This is a genomic window from Methylocapsa aurea (assembly GCF_000746085.1).
Classification (GTDB): domain Bacteria; phylum Pseudomonadota; class Alphaproteobacteria; order Rhizobiales; family Beijerinckiaceae; genus Methylocapsa; species Methylocapsa aurea.
This window is the reverse complement of sequence record NZ_JQKO01000023.1, coordinates 1-16,968: the sequence shown is the minus strand read 5'-3', so window position 1 is coordinate 16,968 and position 16,968 is coordinate 1. Positions and strand designations below refer to the sequence as shown.

Here is a 16,968-nt window from a genome sequence, read left to right as displayed (position 1 = left end):
ATCAGATCAAAATCCTTTGCTAAGGCATATCCATGGATCTCGCCGATTTTATCGATCCGAGCCGGGTCATTTTTGGCGCCCGCGCGAGCAACAAGGAGCAATTGCTCCGCGATCTCGCATCGAGGGCCGCCGCCCAGCTCAACCTTGACGCTCAGACGATCTGCGCCGCCCTGCAGGCGCGCGAGGAACTGGGGTCGACGGGGCTTGGCGAAGGATTTGCCCTGCCGCATGCGCGAATCGCCGGGCTCGACGCCTTCTTCGGCATGTTCGCGCGGCTCAACCGGCCGATTCATTTCGACTCGATCGACGGCAAGCCGGTCGATCTCGTGTTTCTTCTCCTCATTCCGGCGAATGCCGGCGGCGAGCACCTCGCCGCCTTGGCCGCCGTCTCCCGGCATCTGCGCGACAAGGAATGCGCGGCGAGATTGCGCAAGGCGGCCAGCGCCGCGGCGCTTTGCAGCCTCCTCTGCGACCGCGCGATTCCTGAAGCAGCGCGGTTGGAGCAAAATCAGAAGAAGGTATAGGCTTCTCTGATGGGTCGGCGCGAAGCAAAACTTTACGCCACAGTGAAAAATCCGGGCTGCGCCTCCAGGACCTCGGCGTCGACATGTGGTTCGAATTTCACGAAATTCGCGCGGAACATCTCGACAAGTTTCTTCGCCGTCGCGGCGAATTCTTCCTCTGAAGCCCAGGTCCTCACCGGATCGAGCAGATCCTGTTCGATTTCCGGAACGGACTGCGGCGCCAGCAGGCCAAACCAGGGATCCCGGCGAAAACTTGCGCGCGCGAGCGAGCCGTCTAGCGCCGCGGTCAAAAGCTTGCGCGTGACATGGATCGGCATGCGCCGGCCGACGCCATATTTGCCGCCGGTCCAACCGGTATTGACCAGCCAGCAATCCACCTCATGCGCGGCGATCAGGTCGCGCAGAAGATTGCCATATTCACAGGCGTGACGCGGCATGAAGGGCGCGCCAAAACAGGTCGAGAAGGTGGCTTGCGGCTCGCTCACGCCTTTTTCCGTCCCGGCGACTTTCGCGGTATAGCCGGACAGAAATTGATACATGGCCTGCGCGGGATCGAGTTTGGCGATCGGCGGCAGAACGCCGAAGGCGTCGCAGGTCAGCATGACGATGTTTTTCGGATGGCCGGCGCGTCCGCTCGCCGAGGCGTTGGTGATGAAATCCAGCGGATAGGCGATGCGGGTATTCTCGGTCTTCGAATTGTCGTCGAAATCCAGGGCGCGCGTCAAAGGATCGACCGCGACATTCTCCATGATCGTGCCGAAACGCTCCGATGTCGCATGGATTTCAGGTTCGGCCTCGCGCGATAGTTTGATCGCCTTGGCGTAGCAGCCGCCCTCGAAATTGAAGACGCCCGCCGCGCTCCAGCCATGCTCGTCGTCGCCGATCAGGACGCGCGAGGCATCCGCGGACAAGGTCGTTTTGCCGGTGCCGGAAAGACCGAAGAAAAGCGCCGAATCGCCCTGCGGGCCGACGTTGGCCGAGCAATGCATCGGCATGACGCCAATCGGCGGCAGGACGAAATTGAGATAGCCGAAAATCGACTTCTTGATTTCGCCGGCATAGCTGGTGCCGCCGATGAGCACGATTTTTCGGCTGAAATCGACCGCTATCACGGTCTCCGAGCGGCAACCATGCCGCGCCGGATCCGCTCTGAAAGAGGGCAGATCGAGGATGGTCATCTCGGGGACGAAAGCCGCCGCTTCCTCTTCCGAAGGGCGGATCAACAGGTTCCGAATGAAGAGAGAGTGCCAGGCATATTCGGTGTAGACGCGGACTTTCAATTGATGTTCAGGGTCAGCGGCGGCGAAGAGATCCTGGGCGAACAGATCCATTCCCTTGGCATGGGCGATCATGTCGGCCTGTAGAACGTCGAAATTTTCGGGCGTCATCGCATTGGCGTTTTCCCACCAGATCGTCCGATCGGTGAGCGCATCGCGCACGATGAACTTGTCTTTTGGCGAACGTCCGGTATGGGCTCCGGTTTCGGCGACGAGAGCGCCGCCTTTGGCGATTTTCGCCTCGCCCCGCAAAATGGCTTCTTCATAAAGGCGCGGGGCTTCGAGATTGTAGGAAATGCTTTTCAAATCCTTGAGGCAGAAAGACCCGGATTCAAAAGAGGGGATGAAATGATTGGCCTTGAGCATCGTCTTCTCCGGCGCGTTCGCACCAAGCGCTCTTGCGCTGGGGCGTAGAGACAACGCTGGACGACGAGATAAGATCAGCGGAAATCGCAAATCGGCGCTTGTCGATGCGATTTCATTTGATGGAAGCGCTCTAGATCACGATGCTTTTAGATGGAAACATCCAAAAGCATGAAACGTGATCTATTGTTGAGAAGAGAGCGGGATTTGACGCGAAAAACCGGATTCCACTTTTTCGCATCCCGCTCTAGGCTTCTTGGTCGTGAGGCGCGGCGTTTTGCTGGGCTTCATTGGCGAGTTCCGCCAGCACCCTGCGCAAAGCCTCAAGCGTGCGAACGGGCCCCGGAAAGGCGATGCGGACGGTTTCATCGCCGCTGACGAGATCGAGGCCGTCTGGATCGATCCCGCTCGCGCGCCATTCCCCTTCCGACTTGGCGGAGCAGGCGCCCGCGTAAAGCGCGAGCGCGTCCTTATGCTCGGCGTTGAGATGCGCAAGCGCTTGCGCTTCGGCCGCAACGAGCGCCTCGGCCCCCTCGAGGGATGTGAGGATCAATGCCGCGTCGAAACTTCCCGCCCGGCCAAATCCGCCGTTCAAATGGGCATGGTCGATCGTGACGCGCCAAAACGAAAAGTCGGCGAAATCGGCGTAGAGAGCGGATTTCGGATGTCTCGCCAGGAAGCGCGCTTTCAACTCGGCGCGGCGGATCGGGTTGTCGGCGCGCTCGGCGAATCCTGTGAGGGTGAGGCGCGGATGGGCGAGAGGATCTCCTTCTCCGCCCTGCGCCAGAAGAAGCGAAAGACGCGGGTCGGCCTCAAGGTGCCTTGTATGGGCGGCCAGCCGCGACATGAGCAAAATTGGGCCGCCGTCAGGCGCCGTCGCGACATTGACGAGACTTGCGAAAGGCGCGTGCTGAGCGGTTACTGTCGCCAAGGCTCCGGCGCGAACGGTGCGCAACAGCTGCTTAGCTTGCGCCAAGGCGTCGTAAGAGGGAGCGGCGGCCTCAATGCCAGCGGGAGCGTCGGTCAAGAGGCGCCGCGTTCGATTTCTAGCGCCTTCATCGCGCAACCGGCCTCGCGGCATGGATTTTCACTGAAGCGAACGCATCGAAAACAGTCTCCAAGCTCTCGCAATCATGCTTCAGGGCTTGCCATGCGTCAAACATGCTTAGGGGTCGTGACGCGAGCGTCAGTGGACGCTCACCATCTCAAGCTCGTGCTGCATGGCGTTCGCGACGGCGGCATCGCGTGAATCGGTCACAGCGATCGGCGTGCCATCGGCGGCGAGCAGCGCGAAAAGCCGCAAGCCCGGCTGGAGTGGAGGAGCGGCCGGAAAGAGTCGGGCGACATCTTCCGAACGGATCGGCTTTAGATAAGCCACCCTCCCACCCCCAAGATTGGCGAGCTGTTCATTGCTCAGCAGAGGGGCGGGTTCGCTCTTGGTTGCGGTCAACATGATCAAATCTCCTGTGTTGCGGTCCCGTAGAGACCCGCATTCGTGCGAACCATCAGTCTCGCACCGTTATGTCTATCTTTTGGACGGCTCGCTCCGCCTCCGGCCGAACCAACTCGATGCAAAGAAGGCCGTGATCCAGAGTAGCCCCGGCCACTTGCATGGCTTCGGCGAAGTGAAAGACCCGCTGAAATTGCCGCGCAGCGATCCCCCGGTGGAGATAGACCCGCGCTTTTCCCTCACTCTGGCGGCCGCGTATGATGAGCTGCCCTTGCCCCTCCGTGATCTCGAGTTGAGCCGCAGTGAAGCCGGCGACAGCCAAGGTGATCCGCAACCGGTCGGCCCCATTATTGGCGAACCGCTCAATATTATAGGGCGGATAGCCGTCCGAAGCAGTCCTCGCCATCCCCGCTGCGGTTCGTTCGATCTCGTTGAACCCAAGCAAGAATGACGACTTTAAAATGGGCGCTGACGCCATCTGCGAAGCCCTCAAGCCTTCGTCGGAGGGACCCTGAAGAGGCGTCCCACGGCGCTTGCCGTTTCTCGAATATGGCGTAACCAGGCGCTGATTCAAGAGCCCTGGCGGCCCGGAGCATGGCGCGAAAAACGCCGCGACGGTGAGCGGATCCAATGGGATCGCTTCGCCGACCAAAGAAAAACCCGGCGAAGAGCCGGGTTTTTTACTTCTTTTCAGTCCGACGCCGGCGCTTACGCGGCTTCTTCTATATCGGCCTCGTCGGCTTCGATTTCTTCGGCCTTGCCGCGACGGGGGCCTTTTTGAAGCTGCGCCTCAATCGCTTTCAACGATTCTGACTCGGTCAGCTTCTGGACCACGACGACTTCCCGCGCCATGCGATCGAGCGCGGCTTCGTAGAGCTGCCGCTCGGAATAGGATTGTTCCGGCTGCGCGTCGGAGCGATAGAGGTCGCGCACAACTTCGGCGATCGCGATCAAATCGCCGGAGTTGATCTTGGCTTCATATTCCTGCGCCCGGCGCGACCACATGGTGCGCTTGACGCGCGCCCGGCCAGTCAGGGTGTCCAGCGCCTTCTTGACGACATCGGCGTCGGCGAGTTTGCGCATGCCAACGCTCGCGACCTTCGGGGTCGGCACCTTCAGGATCATCTTGTCCTTGATGAAGCTGATCACGAAAAGCTCGAGCTTGAAGCCGGCGACCTCTTGTTCCTCTATCGCGACGATCTGGCCGACTCCATGCGCCGGATAAACGATGAATTCATGCGGCTTGAACCCCTGTCTCGGCGCAGTGGAAGCCTTGCCCGGCCTGACGGGCGGCGCGACGGGCCTGTCGCTTGGCTTCGACTCGGCCGGTTTCAGCTCCGCCGCGGCAGGCGCGGCCTCAACTGTGGCGGCCGCAGATGGGCTCGCCGGACCGCTGGGAGGAGGCGACGCCTTCGTCGCCGGGGTCTTCGCCGGCTTTTCAAGCGCCGTGACCGTAGAGTCCAAAGCTACGCGCGCCGCGCCCTTAAGGGGCTCGACTGTGGAGTCCGTGGCAATGGAAACCGCCGCCACCGCTGTTTTCTTTTCAATCTTTTTTGTCACCGTCGTCCGCTCATTTGCCCCTGGAGTGGGATTCAAGGATAAGGCAGCCCCTTTGGGGGGAGCCGCCGGGTTCAAGGCTCGTCTCGATTTCGTCGCGCGAATCGTCGCCGCTAACGTGGTGGACTGGGCCGCAACCGCCGTGGACGCGGCCGGGCCGCTCACCTTGCGATTGGTGGCCGACCTGGTGGAACGGGACCGCGCCGACGCGAGACGCGCAGAAGTGGAGCCGCTCCGATTGCTTTCGCGCTGGACCGCGGCCGCTTTGGCGGCTTTCGCGGACGGGCGGACGGTGCTGGCGCCAGACTTGCCTGTTCGCGAGTTGCTTGCCTGTCCTCCTTGGGCCTTTTTCGGCGGCAAGGATTTAATGGCGGGCGCCGCGGTTCGTCCCGTGGTCTTGACCGATCTTGCCGCGCCCTTTGAAGCGGGGACTGTTCGGGTGACAATCTTCGCGGCGGCGGGTGTTGCCGACTGGCCGCGCTTCTTTCTGGCGGGGCTGGCGGTTGCCGAAGCAGTCCTGGCTTTTTTTGGCGCGAGCGCGGGGCTCGCGGTTGAAGATTTCCGGGCAACTGGGGCGTTCGAATTTCTCTTGCTGGCGCCCCGCTTGGCCGCTGCCGCCCTCGATGCGGCGGCGACGGTTTTCTTTGATTTCGGTTCGACGGCTTCCTTGGAGTTTGCTGCTTTGGGTTTTCGCGTTTGCGCCCGTTCCGGCTGAGGAGGGGCTGGCCTTGCCTTGGACGATTTTACAGTCTTCTTGACGGACGCCATAAGCAGCGCGCTCCTTTGCTTGTCCCGCTTTGGAGACGGGACGGGTCATCAACGGCGGAACATAGGTCCGCCGCTCAGAGAACGCCGCGTTTCGGCCCTGGAAAGGCGCGCTGCGGGTCGCTCCTATACGATGATCATCCGTGCATGACGTGGCGAGATGAACGAAGCGAGGCTTCGACTCGAGCGCGGCGTCACAAAATAATCGCCTTGGCGCTTTGCGGAGCCTTCCAAGACGCGGACGATTGACAGATGGCCGAAAGTTTGCACTTTGCTGACCAATAAAAAACACTCTAGCACAAAAAAGAGTGAAAATCAAAGAATATGCTTCTTGTCGGCGGGCAAGGCCGATTTGACGCAAATGCTGGGGCCTCGCCTAAGGTTGCGGAGGCGTGAAAGCGGATCGACTCCGGGCCTCAGTCCCCTTTGCCTGGCTCGGCGGAAAAATAGGCGTCGAACTTGCCTGGCTTGCCATCGAACGCCTTGGCCTCTGGCAGGGCGTCGCGCTTGACCGTCACGTTCGGCCAGGACCGGGCCATGTCGAGATTGAGCTGAAGCCATTTCTCAAGCCCGCGCTCGGTATCAGGCTTGATGGCTTCGGCGGGGCATTCGGGCTCGCAGACGCCGCAATCGATGCATTCGTCCGGATGGATGACGAGCATGTTCTCGCCTTCATAAAAGCAATCCACCGGGCAGACTTCGACGCAATCCATGTATTTGCATTTGATGCAATTTTCGATGACGACATAGGTCATGATCTTGTTCCTTGGCGGGGTAATGCCAGCGAAACGTCGCCAGCGCATCAGGTCTGCCGCGGGTTGCGATTCGGTCCTGCCCGGCCCTTGCGGCGTTCCGTCAGGAGCTTGAGCCTAAACCACAACTATCTGATTTCGTGGAATGAATTCTCCGCCAGATGCGAGTCATCCGATGGGATCGATCAACTACCGCCTTTGCGCCAGTTAGGCAAGGATGTTAGCGGCTCGCGCCGCGGCCGCCGCGCGCGACTCCCACCTGAGAGTCATTCATGCGCGACCTCGCCGGGGGATAGATCCTCGAACAAAAGCTTGGCTTCGGGGTAGCCGCCGCGCCGGGTTCCAGGAGCCGTGACCTTCAAGACTCGCACTTGGCGTTCGAGCGCAATCGTCAGAATGTCGCCGGGCGCCACCCCCTTCGCGGGAGTTTCGATCCGGCGCGCATTGAGGCGGACGTGACCGTCGGCGACGAGCCGGGCCGCGAGGCTTCGCGTCTTCGCCACGCGGGCGTACCACAGCCATTTATCCAGCCGTTGCGTTCCGTCCATCCGTTGCGTTCCGTGGACGCCTTTCCTTCATAAGCGCGGACGCGGTCCAAGAGATTTATTCATTGCAATCGGCTTTATCAAGCGAGCAGCCCGCGCGCCGAGGGCGCCAAGGGATTGGCGGCGAGGGCGGCGCCATCCGCGCGGTCGATGGCTGGAACGCCCGTGAACGCGCTCCAGAGCCCCTCGACGAAAGCCGGCTCCAAGTCGCGCAAAATGAATATGACGCGGGTGTCGCGATCATCGTCAGGCCAAGCCGGCAGGCGCGCCGGCGGATGAAAAACATGCTGCACGCCGTGGATGACCACCGGCCGCGACGGATCGTCGGAGAGGGCCACGATCCCCTTGACGCGCAAGAGGCTCGGGCCGTGCGCATTGCGCAGCAATTCAAGGAAGAGGTCGAAAGCGGCGGGCGCGATCGCCTCGGCGCGGCGCATGCAGAAGGCGCGGATGCGGGCGTCATGGCGATTGACGTCATGGTCATGGCGGGTGTGATTGTGGCCGGCGCGATGATGGCCGCGCGGCTCATCTAAAGCGAAAGCTTCGGCGTTCAGCCATCGACGCACATTCGGGCTCTTGCGCTCGGGATCGTAAAGGCCGGCGTGCAGAAGCGCCGCCGCCGTCGCTTCGCCCTTGGCCGCGTCGAGCTGAAGCGCGCCCGGATTGAGGCCGGCCAGTCGCTCCCGCAAAGAGGGCAGGCCCGCTGCCGCGTCGTCGTCGAGAAGATCGGTCTTGGCGATGACTAGGCGGTCGGCCATTGCCGCCTGTTTGACCGCCTCTTCATGCGCGTCGAGCGTCGCCGCGCCGTTCACTGCGTCCACGAGGGTGACGACGCCATCGAGACGAAACCGCAGCATGAGATAGGGGTGATGCATGATCGTGTGCAGAACCGGGGCCGGATCGGCAAGGCCGGTGGTCTCGATCAGGACCCGTTGAAAGGGCGTGATGCGGCCATTGTCGCGCCGGCGCAGGACATCCTCGAGCGTCGTGATGAGATCGCCTCTGATCGAACAGCAGAGGCAGCCCGAAGTCATGACCAGCATGTCGTCGCCGGACTTCTCGACGAGAAGATGGTCGAGGCCGATTTCGCCGAATTCATTGATGATGACCAACGTGTCGGCCAGCGCCGGATCGCGCAGCAGGCGGTTCAGCAGGCTGGTTTTGCCAGCGCCGAGAAAACCGGTGACGATCGTCAGCGGGAAAGGCGGGGGCGGCCGCCTGTCGAGATCCGTCATCCGCGCCGGCATCCTTTATCGTCTCAATTTCAACTGGCCGATCTTATCCCACTCCGCGCCGTTCAACAGGCTGTCTTCGATCGGCAACGCCGGCCGCGCGGTGACGCCTAACTCACTCTCCGGCATGGGCGGCGCCTGTTTTCGCCTTAGGGGCGGGCGGCGCGGCTTTCGCCTCTCTGTTCGGTTTTTTGGCGGGTTTGGCGGCGGGCTTGGCCGGGGCCGCTGGATGCACAGCGGCGACAGGCTTGGCGGCGGCGCCCTTTTTGGCGGAGGCGCCGGGTTTGGAAGAGGAATGCGCGTCCGTGGCCGGCTTGACCATCACCGTTTTGGTTTCAACGCCTTGGCCTTTTGCAGCCCTGCTTTGTTTGACCGGAGCGGCCAAGACCTTGCTGTCTCTTGCCGCCAATGCCGATTTTGTCGGGGTGGTCGCCGGCGCATGGCGATGTTTCCGAGCCGCTTGACGGGCATGTTTGCCGCGAAGCTTTAACGGAATTGCGCCGGCATCGGGCTGCAGCGGCGAACCGCCTTCGGCAAGCGTCGGCTCCTTGACGGCGGCATAGGCGCTCGCCGTTCCTGGGGGCGGTTCGGTTCCGACCGGAGAATGCGCCGGGCGCGCTTGCGCAATCGCTCCGGCATAGCCATCGGGCGCTCCGATAGAGACCGGCACCGGGTCGTAGGATGGGGCCGGCACCAGTGCGATGCGCCGCGCCATCGGCGCCGGCCTTGCCAGCGCATTGGCGTCGATGACGGACGAACCCTCGCGCCCCGCGAAAGCGCGGCCATTGGCCGCCTCCAAAGGCGCGATAAGGCGTTCGTTCTCGGCGTTGAATTCGGCGATGGCCTTGCCGCGCTTGTGGCAGATCGAATTGCGCATATCTGGCGGCGCGGATCCTTGCCCGGGGAGCGCGGCCACGGGGCCGCCGGGACGATCTATTCCGGCGAAGCCGCGGTCGAACAGAGCCGCGGCTTTAATGGTGCGCAGGGCGACATTCGGCGCCCCCAGCACCACGGCGATAAGCTTCCTGCCGCCTTGGTTGGCGCTGGCGACCACATTGAAACCGGCGGCGCAGGTGAAGCCGGTCTTCATGCCATCGACGCCCGGATAGCGGCCAAGGAGATTATTGTGATTTGTGATGATGGCGCCGCCGAGCCGCAAGGCGCCGATGCTGAACAGGTCCGCTTGTTCCGGAAAAGTCACATAGAGCGCCCGGGCTAGAATGGCGAAGTCGCGCGCCGAGGAGACATGGCGCGGATCGGGCAGGCCATTGGGATTGACGAAATGGGATTGGGAAAGGCCCAGCGACGCCGCGGCCTCGTTCATCTCGTCGGCGAAGGCTTCGACCGAGCCTGAAACCCCTTCCGCAATCGTGACCGCTATATCGTTCGCCGATTTCACCATGAGCATTTTCAAGGCGTTGCCAAGCGTTACCAGAGAGCCAGGGCGGAAGCCCATTTTGGATGGCGGCATCGACGCCGCGCGGGCGGAGACGGCGAGCGGGGTCTCGAAAGCGATGCGGCGCTCGCGCACGGCCTTCAACGCGACATAGACCGTGACCAATTTGGTCAAGGAGGCCGGATACCAGGGCTGGGTCGCTTGCTCCTCGTAGAGAACCGCGCCGGACGACGCCTCGATCACGATGGATGGGGCGGCCAAGGACGTTCCAGCGAGGGCGGTCCAAATCCCGGCGGCTATGGCCAAGGCGGCGAGGCGGCGGGGTCGAGGCGGCTGCCCATGCCGGGGAAGCCTTGAACGATCTGGTCCCAGCTTCGCCAAAGGATGCTCCTGGCCATGGGAAGGGTCCATATTTCTTGATCCTTGGCGGAATCGAGAAAGCCGCGGCGGCGCAATGCTCGACCTTATTTCTACTGCGCGAGAGCCCGATTGGAAAGCGCCATAGCGAAGCTGTCGCGTTCGGCGGCGAAAGTGCGGCTGTTTTGCCACACCTCCTCGCAGCGAGGCTTCCACCAGCTCCGCGTTATGTGGCCGCGGCCTTGGCGCGCGTCATTGCTCACTGGGGAGGGAGATGGCCGGCGCGCGGACCCGCTCGGGTCTGACCCCGATCCCGATCAGGCGGGCGGGCAACCGCCGCAGGATCGGCAGATAGATAAAGAGGCGCAGGAACCATGGCGGCTCGATCTTGCCGCCAGCGGCGAGAACGCGGGCGACCATGTTTTTCTGAAGGAAGACCTGGATGCCTTGCGTCGCCTTGGTCGGCCATTCCCGTCGCGCCTGGACCTGGGCCAGACTCTCGTCCGGCGGCCGTTGCTGGTCGAGCAGGGGGCGCGCGAGAATATTGGCGGCGGCGATCGCATCCTGAATGGCGAGATTGATGCCGACGCCGCCGATCGGCGACATCGCATGGGCGCTATCGCCGATGCATAAGAGGCCTGGCCGGTGCCAGAGCGGCAGCCGGTCGACCGCGACCGTCAAGAGTTTGACGTCATCGACGCTGGCCAGTTCAGCCACGCGATCGGCGAGGAAGGGCGCCAGCGTCGCGATCCGTTCGCGCAGAAGGCCGATGCCCTTCGCCTTGATCTCGTCGGCGGAACCTTTGGCTATGACATAGCCGCATTGCCAATGTTCGCCGCGATTGATCAGGGCCAGGATCTGTCCCGCGTCGATCCGGCCGAAGCTTTCCAAAGGGTCGTCGGCTTTGCGCGACAGCCTGAACCAGAGCACATCCATCGGCGCGCCAATGTCCAGCGGCGCGAAACCGGCGGCTTGCCGCACCCTGGAGTGGCGCCCATCCGCGCCGATGGTCAGGTCGGCGCGGATTGACAAAGCGCCGTCCTTGGTCCGCGCCGTAACGCCGGCCACTCTGCCGCCCTCCTCGATAAGGCCAATGACTTCGGTCGACATCATCAGCCGGAAGGTCGGATAAAGCTTGGCTTTCGCCGCCAGAAAATCGAGGAAATCCCATTGCGGCATGAAGGCGACGAATTTGGCGCGGGTCGGCAAATGCGAGAAATCCGCTAAGGGGATCGTGACGTCGCCGACCCGCGCCTTGAGTTCGCGGGCCTCCTGGTGCGGCAGCTTCAGAAATTCATCGAGCAGGCCTATGTCGTTCAGAGCTTCGAGGGTGGAGGGATGAATTGTGTCGCCGCGGAAGTCGCGCAGGAAATCGGCGTGTTTTTCGACGACGATCGTATCGATTCCGGCGCGGGCGAGGAGAAGTCCAAGCATCATCCCGGCGGGCCCGCCGCCGACCACGCAGCAGCGGCAGGAGGCGTTTTCTGGAAGGGCCTCGCGTTCGCGAGCGTTCTCTTGAGCGTTCGGTTCCATCGTTTCGTCCCTGGTTCGTTTCGATCGAACAGAATCCATAGATCGCGGACGTCAAGACCGGGTGAACGAAGGGCTCTTCCTTAAATCACCGAGGTTCTAAAGCGTGGCGCGATCGCAGGCGGAGCGCGGCGCTGACGAGGCTCGCCACTAGAATATTGGCCGCGAGCGCCAGCAACCCTGAATAGACGGCGACGCGCGTCTCGCCGAAAGCCAATGTGTGCAAAGGCTTATAGTTGTTCAGCCAGACCAGCCAGGTGCCGCCGAAGAACCCGATCGCCCAGCCGGCGAGCAGGCCGGAGGCGCGGAACCAGCCGGTGTAAAGGCCGAAAATGACCGACGGAAACGTCTGCAGGATCCACAGGCCTCCGAGCAATTGCAGGTCGATCGCGAATTGGGTCGGCAGAAACAAGATGACGAGGAGCGCGCCGACCTTGACGACAAGCGAGGCCGTCTTCGCGACCTGCGCCTCTCCCGCCGGCGTCACGCCAGGATCGACATAGGCCTTCCAAAAATTGCGGGTGAAGAGATTCGCCGCGCCAATGCTCATGACGGCGGCCGGCACCAACGCGCCGATCGCGATCGCGGCGAAGGCGAAGCCGGCGAACCAGCCGGGAAACAAAGTCTTGAACAGAGCCGGGACCACGTCGTTATTGTTCGAAAGGGTCAGGCCGGCGGCATGGCCCATGTAACCCATGAGGGCGAGCAGGCCGAGAACGAGCGAATAGGTCGGCAGCAACATGGCGTTCCGGCGGATCGTCTTGGCCCCGGAACTCGCAAAAATAGCGGTAAGCGCGTGAGGATACATAAAAAGCGCCAATGCCGAGCCGAAAGCCAGCGTCAGATAGGGGACGTACTGGCTTGGCGCGAGCAAGATGCCGCCCGATCCCTTGGCCTTGAAGGCGGCGTCGGCGGCGTCGAATACGGCGCCATAGCCGCCAAGCTTCAAGGGGATCAAAGCGGTCGCGGCGATCACCACGATGTAGATCATCGTGTCCTTGACGAAGGCGATGAGCGCGGGCGCGCGCAGGCCGGATGAATAAGTGTAGAACGCCAGGATCAGGAAGGCGAGAATGAGCGGAATTTCTCCCTTCAGGCCCAGCGCGTGGATAATGGTCTCCATGCCGATCAGCTGGAGCGCAATATAAGGCATGGTCGCGATGACGCCGGTCAAAGCGACGGCGAGCTCGAGCGGGCGCGACCCGTAACGGCCGTGGACCACATCGGCCGCGGTCACGTAATTGTTCTCCTTCGCGACTTTCCACAGGATCGGCATCACGGCGAAAACGAAAGGATAGATGATGATCGTATAGGGCATGGCGAAGAAGCCAAACGCGCCGACGGCATAGACGAGGGCCGGCACGGCGATCATCGTATAGGCGGTGTAGATGTCGCCGCCGATCAGAAACCAGGTGATCCAGGTTCCAAATTGGCGCCCGCCAAGGCCCCATTCGTCGAGATGCGCCAGCGTTTTGGGGCGCCGCCAATGGGCCGCGATGAACCCCAGCACCGTCACGAGCGCGAAGAAGAAAATAAAGACGGCGAGGGCCGGGTAGTCGAACTCACCGGTCATCGCGGATCCGCCGATAGACAATATAAATCAATCCGGAGGTGACCGGCACGAAAAGCAGTTGATACCAATAGAAAAACGGGAAACCGAAAAGCTCGGGCAGGCTCTTGTTGTAAAACGGAACCCATACCAGCGCGGCGTAAGGAACGAGCAGAAAGAGCCAGATCAAGCGCAAAGGAAATATGCTTTCATCTAGAGCATGATGCCGATAAGGCGCCGGCTCTTCAGGTAAATCATGCGTCAAAACAAAGAGATATCGCGCCGATCGATTTCCGCGGACATAGCGCTGCAGGGCGCCCTCCCGACCGGATGGACGCATCGGATCGAAAAGGACTCCCTGAAATTCAATGGGTTAAAGCATATTTTGGACTTTGGTCAAGCGCCCCGCCGAGACTCTATTCCGTCACGATTTTGTAAAACTCCCCGGCCTGCAGCGGACCTTTGCGTTCGAGCCCGTTGATCAGCAGAAAAAAGTCGAGCTGACGGTCTGGAACCGCCATCCGCTCCGCGAAGGCGTCGGCGTCGTCGCCCGGCTTGGCTGCGACGACGCCAATGCGCAAGGGTCGCATCGCCGCGATCTCGTCCGGTGAGGCATGGTGGAACGATTCGATCGCAGCGCGAAAGCGCCGCTCGGTTTCGTCGGTCAGCGCGCGCGCTGCGAAAATCAGCCGATAAACCTGCCCCGGCTCGAATCGGATCACGGCGAGCCGAAAATTCCATTCCCCGGCGCGGGCCGTGGCGATCGCGGCCGGAGCGTTGTTCACCGCGATGGTTTGGATCGACCTCTCCATCAAGCCGTCGATCCAGCCGGAGGCGAGATAGGTTTCGAGCGGAGTCGAGGACGCCAGCTTGACGCTGTCGAGGCGCAAGGCCTCCGCGCCGCCCCCGCTCACGCCAAGGACGGCTTGAGACGAATTTTCGAGACCGAAGCCTTCTGGCGCGGTAAATGCGAAACCCAGGCGGCCATGCAGAAATTTCCGGCCGCGGATGGAGCCTTCGGCCGGATCGTCGCCAAAAATCATGCCGTCGATCGCGGCGAGATATGACGCCTTGTCGGTCGCGCCAAGGCCCGGCGCGCCGATCTGGCGGGCGGCGTTGATCGCCTGCGCGGTCCGCTCCGGGGCGGTGGGATGGGTCGCGAGCATATCCGGCTTGTTGGCGCTGGCGTTCTGGCCGATGAGCGAGGTCCGCAGCGCCGCCGAGCGGCCGAGAGCGGCGAGAAATCGCGACGCGCCGTAAGGATCAAAGCCGGCCCGCGCGACCACCTTGATGCCGATCTGATCCGCGTCAAGCTCTTGCTGGCGCGAAAAGCTTGCGATTGTTCGCCGCGCCGACGCGGCGACCTCCTCGCTTTTCTGTTTGTTCTGGATCACGCTCGCCGCCTGGCTGATCACCGCGGCGCGCTTTTCCTCCTCCTCACGGCGCAGAGCGTGCCTTGCCGTGATGTGGGCGATTTCATGCGCCATGACCGCCGCGACCTCGGCGGCGTCATTGGCGAGCGCCAGCAGGCCGCGGGTCACATAGAGGTTGCCGGGAGGCAGCGCGAAAGCGTTCACGATCGGCGAGTTCAGGATGATGACTTTATAAGGCTCGCTTGCGTTCTCCCCGGCATTGGCCAGCTTGACCAGGATCTCGTTGAGATAGCGCTCCGCCGGCGGATCTTTATATTCTCCATCGAACAGGGCGATCATGCGCCGATGTTCGGAGGCTCCCTTGGCTTCGATTGCCGGAGGGCGGGAGGGCGTCGGCGCCGGAGGCGCCGCCACTTGGAACGGCCGGCCGCTATGCGGCTCCATCGAAGCGCAGGCGGCTAAGGCAAAGGCGGCCGCAACTGCGATCGCCGCTCTAGCGCCGAGCCCGCGCGTCCGCGACGCGGCGATTTTCGCCGGCCGCAGCGACCGGAGGATATCCACGAGACTTTCCATTTTCCTGCCGACGACCTGTTTCAGCGCCGCAAGGGAGCCGGAGCGAGGGAGATCTCGCCTTGGTCCTCGGAGACCACCTCGATTTCATCGGGGTTGGCGATCTCGATCTGGGGTCCGAACCGCATGTCGAGGAGACCCCGCACGCGAAGGGTATGGCCTGCCAGTCCAGCCAAATTGAATCCTGCGGCGTCGAATATCTTGATGTTGCGTTGCAATATCGTGACCGAAAAATGCCAGCCCCGGCGTGGCCCGAATAACAGAGTGGAGCGGAATTGGCCGCTTTCGACGCCGGTGACGCGGCCTTCGACAATGACGGATGTCCCGGCCTTTTCCGGAAAGGACGCGCGGTCGGTCGCCGGGATAATCGCATAGTACGGATCCGCCCAAAGTCCAAGCGCAGCGGCGCGCGCGCCCGATTCCGCCGCTAGCAACGCCGCGCGGCATTGCCGCGCCTCGGGACCTGGTTCAAATCGGGCGAGCCCGGCGTCGAGCAGGGCTTCCGCGAGCGGCAGGGGCGGCGATCTTGGCGACGCGGCTGGCGCGAAGACGAGCGCGGGAAGGCGCCCCCAGCGATCCTGGCGCTGTCCCATCGGCCGATATAAAATTTCTTGTCCGGCGAGCCATTGGCCCAGCCGATCGCGAGATTTTGCATCGATGGTGGGTTGGTCTGGCGTGGGGCGGGGGGGATCGACGCCGGCGATCTTCAGCGTTTGCCCATCGACAAGGGTCAATTCAAGCCGTTCGTTGACGGACGCGACCACGCCGCGGCTGGCGCTCTTTGCCGAACAATCGCCATCCGCGCTTGCGGCAGCGGCGTTTGCGATGGTTTGCGCGAGGACGCCAAGACAGGCGGCGCGCAAACGAAATGAACGGCCGCGGCGTTTCGTCGCGCTGGACCCTAATTCCGATGCTTGCGGCGTGGCTCCCCTCCTCGCTTTGTCCAGTTAGTGATCATCAGCGGGTCCCTCGGTCGGAACCCTTCGCCATATCCGCGGCGGGCGCGGGACGCGCGGCAATTCAGCCCGGCTTTCGCCTTGGTTGCGCCACTATTTAGGGGCCGAGGCCCTTCCGGATGGGCGGCGCCTTCCATCCCCCGGGACCTTTTCCACGGCCCAGCGCCCCTCTTGGCGCGCCAAATTCCTTCGTCATCGCCGGCGTTGTCGCGCTGCTCTGGATCAAGCTTGCGGTTCTATCTCGAACATCCTGTGCAAATACCTAATGCTAAAGGCTTTATCGCCCGAACCAGTTGGCGCCGCGCTTGAGCAAAACGCCGCTTCGAGAGCCGTCTTCTCCGATGACCTATCCTAGTGGGTAGTCTCGACCTACCTGAACAAATGTCATCACCACCCGCCTGACCGAATATTGTAGCTGCACGTAGACCGATCTAATCGTTGGCGCGGACAATCGACCGATCTGTCGGCCTCATTGACCGAAATGGCGCTGACAATGAACCTGGTCCGCGGGAGCAGAATGCGGCCACTGGCTAGGTGCTTGGTCTAAATCCCACAAAAAAAAGAAAAACGATCTTATCCCCAAGAGCTGAGAGGCACGTGAGATGAGTTTAATTACAGAAACAAGTCCTTCCCGCGCGGAGGCTGGAGCCGCCTCCGCCGCGGCGAAGATATGGGATCCGGTGCCGATGTTCATCGGCGCTGGCGTGATGTGCGCCTTCTATCTCGGCGTGCGCATCTACGAGCAGAAATTCGGCTGGCTTTACGGGCTCGA

General features: G+C 62.3%; 16 protein-coding genes. 2 read left to right on the top strand and 14 right to left on the bottom strand.

Going from position 1 to position 16,968, the window contains the following annotated elements; genetic code table 11:
- Positions 1-32 precede the first annotated feature (32 nt).
- Positions 33-524 carry a PTS sugar transporter subunit IIA gene (locus DL86_RS14230; protein ID WP_036262796.1) on the top strand — a complete coding sequence of 164 codons (492 nt, stop codon included), beginning with the start codon at positions 33-35 and terminating at the stop codon, positions 522-524.
- A 32-nt stretch (positions 525-556) separates the two neighbouring features.
- Here DL86_RS14230 and DL86_RS14225 read toward each other — a convergent pair whose 3' ends face one another.
- The 5 genes from DL86_RS14225 to DL86_RS20535 all read right to left on the bottom strand — a co-directional run bounded on the left by DL86_RS14225 (position 557) and on the right by DL86_RS20535 (position 5,174).
- Positions 557-2,167, bottom strand: a complete 1,611-nt coding sequence (locus tag DL86_RS14225) for a phosphoenolpyruvate carboxykinase (RefSeq protein WP_051953474.1) — start codon at positions 2,165-2,167, stop codon at positions 557-559.
- Between the two features lie 244 nt (positions 2,168-2,411).
- The gene (locus tag DL86_RS14220; RefSeq protein WP_036262842.1) at positions 2,412-3,191 is read right to left on the bottom strand and encodes a HugZ family pyridoxamine 5'-phosphate oxidase; all 780 of its coding nucleotides are present in this window, start codon (positions 3,189-3,191) and stop codon (positions 2,412-2,414) included.
- 159 nt (positions 3,192-3,350) lie between these two features.
- On the bottom strand, positions 3,351-3,617 hold the full coding sequence (locus DL86_RS14215) for a BQ00720 family protein (RefSeq protein WP_036262795.1): 267 nt from the start codon (positions 3,615-3,617) through the stop codon (positions 3,351-3,353).
- A gap of 52 nt (positions 3,618-3,669) precedes the next feature.
- Positions 3,670-4,092: an Hsp20 family protein gene (locus tag DL86_RS14210; protein WP_036262793.1), complete on the bottom strand. Its 423-nt coding sequence runs from the start codon at positions 4,090-4,092 to the stop codon at positions 3,670-3,672.
- Between the two features lie 230 nt (positions 4,093-4,322).
- A complete protein-coding gene (locus DL86_RS20535) occupies positions 4,323-5,174 on the bottom strand; it encodes a CarD family transcriptional regulator (RefSeq protein ID WP_245276385.1) in 852 nt (283 codons plus the stop codon).
- A 52-nt stretch (positions 5,175-5,226) separates the two neighbouring features.
- Here DL86_RS20535 and DL86_RS20530 point away from each other — a divergent pair, with 52 nt between their 5' ends.
- Positions 5,227-5,886, top strand: coding sequence for a hypothetical protein (locus DL86_RS20530; RefSeq protein WP_245276384.1), 660 nt, complete (start codon positions 5,227-5,229; stop codon positions 5,884-5,886).
- A gap of 466 nt (positions 5,887-6,352) precedes the next feature.
- Here DL86_RS20530 and fdxA read toward each other — a convergent pair whose 3' ends face one another.
- The 9 genes from fdxA to DL86_RS14155 all read right to left on the bottom strand — a co-directional run bounded on the left by fdxA (position 6,353) and on the right by DL86_RS14155 (position 16,004).
- Positions 6,353-6,691 (bottom strand): ferredoxin FdxA, encoded by a 339-nt coding sequence (fdxA, locus tag DL86_RS14195; protein WP_036262837.1) that lies wholly within the window; start codon positions 6,689-6,691, stop codon positions 6,353-6,355.
- A gap of 263 nt (positions 6,692-6,954) precedes the next feature.
- The gene (locus DL86_RS14190; protein WP_036262789.1) at positions 6,955-7,236 is read right to left on the bottom strand and encodes an RNA-binding S4 domain-containing protein; all 282 of its coding nucleotides are present in this window, start codon (positions 7,234-7,236) and stop codon (positions 6,955-6,957) included.
- A gap of 77 nt (positions 7,237-7,313) precedes the next feature.
- A complete protein-coding gene (locus DL86_RS14185) occupies positions 7,314-8,468 on the bottom strand; it encodes a CobW family GTP-binding protein (RefSeq protein WP_036262834.1) in 1,155 nt (384 codons plus the stop codon).
- 112 nt (positions 8,469-8,580) lie between these two features.
- The gene (locus DL86_RS14180; RefSeq protein ID WP_084572935.1) at positions 8,581-10,272 is read right to left on the bottom strand and encodes a D-alanyl-D-alanine carboxypeptidase family protein; all 1,692 of its coding nucleotides are present in this window, start codon (positions 10,270-10,272) and stop codon (positions 8,581-8,583) included.
- A gap of 198 nt (positions 10,273-10,470) precedes the next feature.
- The gene (locus DL86_RS14175) at positions 10,471-11,751 is read right to left on the bottom strand and encodes an FAD-dependent oxidoreductase (protein WP_084572934.1); all 1,281 of its coding nucleotides are present in this window, start codon (positions 11,749-11,751) and stop codon (positions 10,471-10,473) included.
- Positions 11,752-11,836: 85 nt separating this feature from the next.
- Positions 11,837-13,321, bottom strand: coding sequence for a monocarboxylate uptake permease MctP (gene mctP, locus DL86_RS14170; protein ID WP_036262787.1), 1,485 nt, complete (start codon positions 13,319-13,321; stop codon positions 11,837-11,839).
- On the bottom strand, positions 13,311-13,487 hold the full coding sequence (locus DL86_RS20525; RefSeq protein WP_245276386.1) for a DUF3311 domain-containing protein: 177 nt from the start codon (positions 13,485-13,487) through the stop codon (positions 13,311-13,313). The genes mctP and DL86_RS20525 overlap by 11 nt, the downstream gene beginning before the upstream one ends.
- A 226-nt stretch (positions 13,488-13,713) precedes the next feature.
- On the bottom strand, positions 13,714-15,231 hold the full coding sequence (locus DL86_RS14160) for a M48 family metalloprotease (RefSeq protein WP_245276383.1): 1,518 nt from the start codon (positions 15,229-15,231) through the stop codon (positions 13,714-13,716).
- Between the two features lie 32 nt (positions 15,232-15,263).
- Positions 15,264-16,004 carry a thermonuclease family protein gene (locus DL86_RS14155; RefSeq protein ID WP_162180441.1) on the bottom strand — a complete coding sequence of 247 codons (741 nt, stop codon included), beginning with the start codon at positions 16,002-16,004 and terminating at the stop codon, positions 15,264-15,266.
- Positions 16,005-16,968: the final 964 nt, after the last annotated feature.

Coding starts and splice junctions, on each gene's coding strand:
- DL86_RS14175 (WP_084572934.1), bottom strand. CDS start 11,751: ATGGAACCGAACGCTCAAGAGAACGCTCGCGAACGCGAGGCCCTTCCA.
- mctP (WP_036262787.1), bottom strand. CDS start 13,321: ATGACCGGTGAGTTCGACTACCCGGCCCTCGCCGTCTTTATTTTCTTC.
- DL86_RS14210 (WP_036262793.1), bottom strand. CDS start 4,092: ATGGCGTCAGCGCCCATTTTAAAGTCGTCATTCTTGCTTGGGTTCAAC.
- DL86_RS14225 (WP_051953474.1), bottom strand. CDS start 2,167: ATGCTCAAGGCCAATCATTTCATCCCCTCTTTTGAATCCGGGTCTTTC.
- fdxA (WP_036262837.1), bottom strand. CDS start 6,691: ATGACCTATGTCGTCATCGAAAATTGCATCAAATGCAAATACATGGAT.
- DL86_RS14215 (WP_036262795.1), bottom strand. CDS start 3,617: ATGTTGACCGCAACCAAGAGCGAACCCGCCCCTCTGCTGAGCAATGAA.
- DL86_RS14190 (WP_036262789.1), bottom strand. CDS start 7,236: ATGGACGGAACGCAACGGCTGGATAAATGGCTGTGGTACGCCCGCGTG.
- DL86_RS14185 (WP_036262834.1), bottom strand. CDS start 8,468: ATGACGGATCTCGACAGGCGGCCGCCCCCGCCTTTCCCGCTGACGATC.
- DL86_RS14180 (WP_084572935.1), bottom strand. CDS start 10,272: ATGGACCCTTCCCATGGCCAGGAGCATCCTTTGGCGAAGCTGGGACCA.
- DL86_RS14230 (WP_036262796.1), top strand. CDS start 33: ATGGATCTCGCCGATTTTATCGATCCGAGCCGGGTCATTTTTGGCGCC.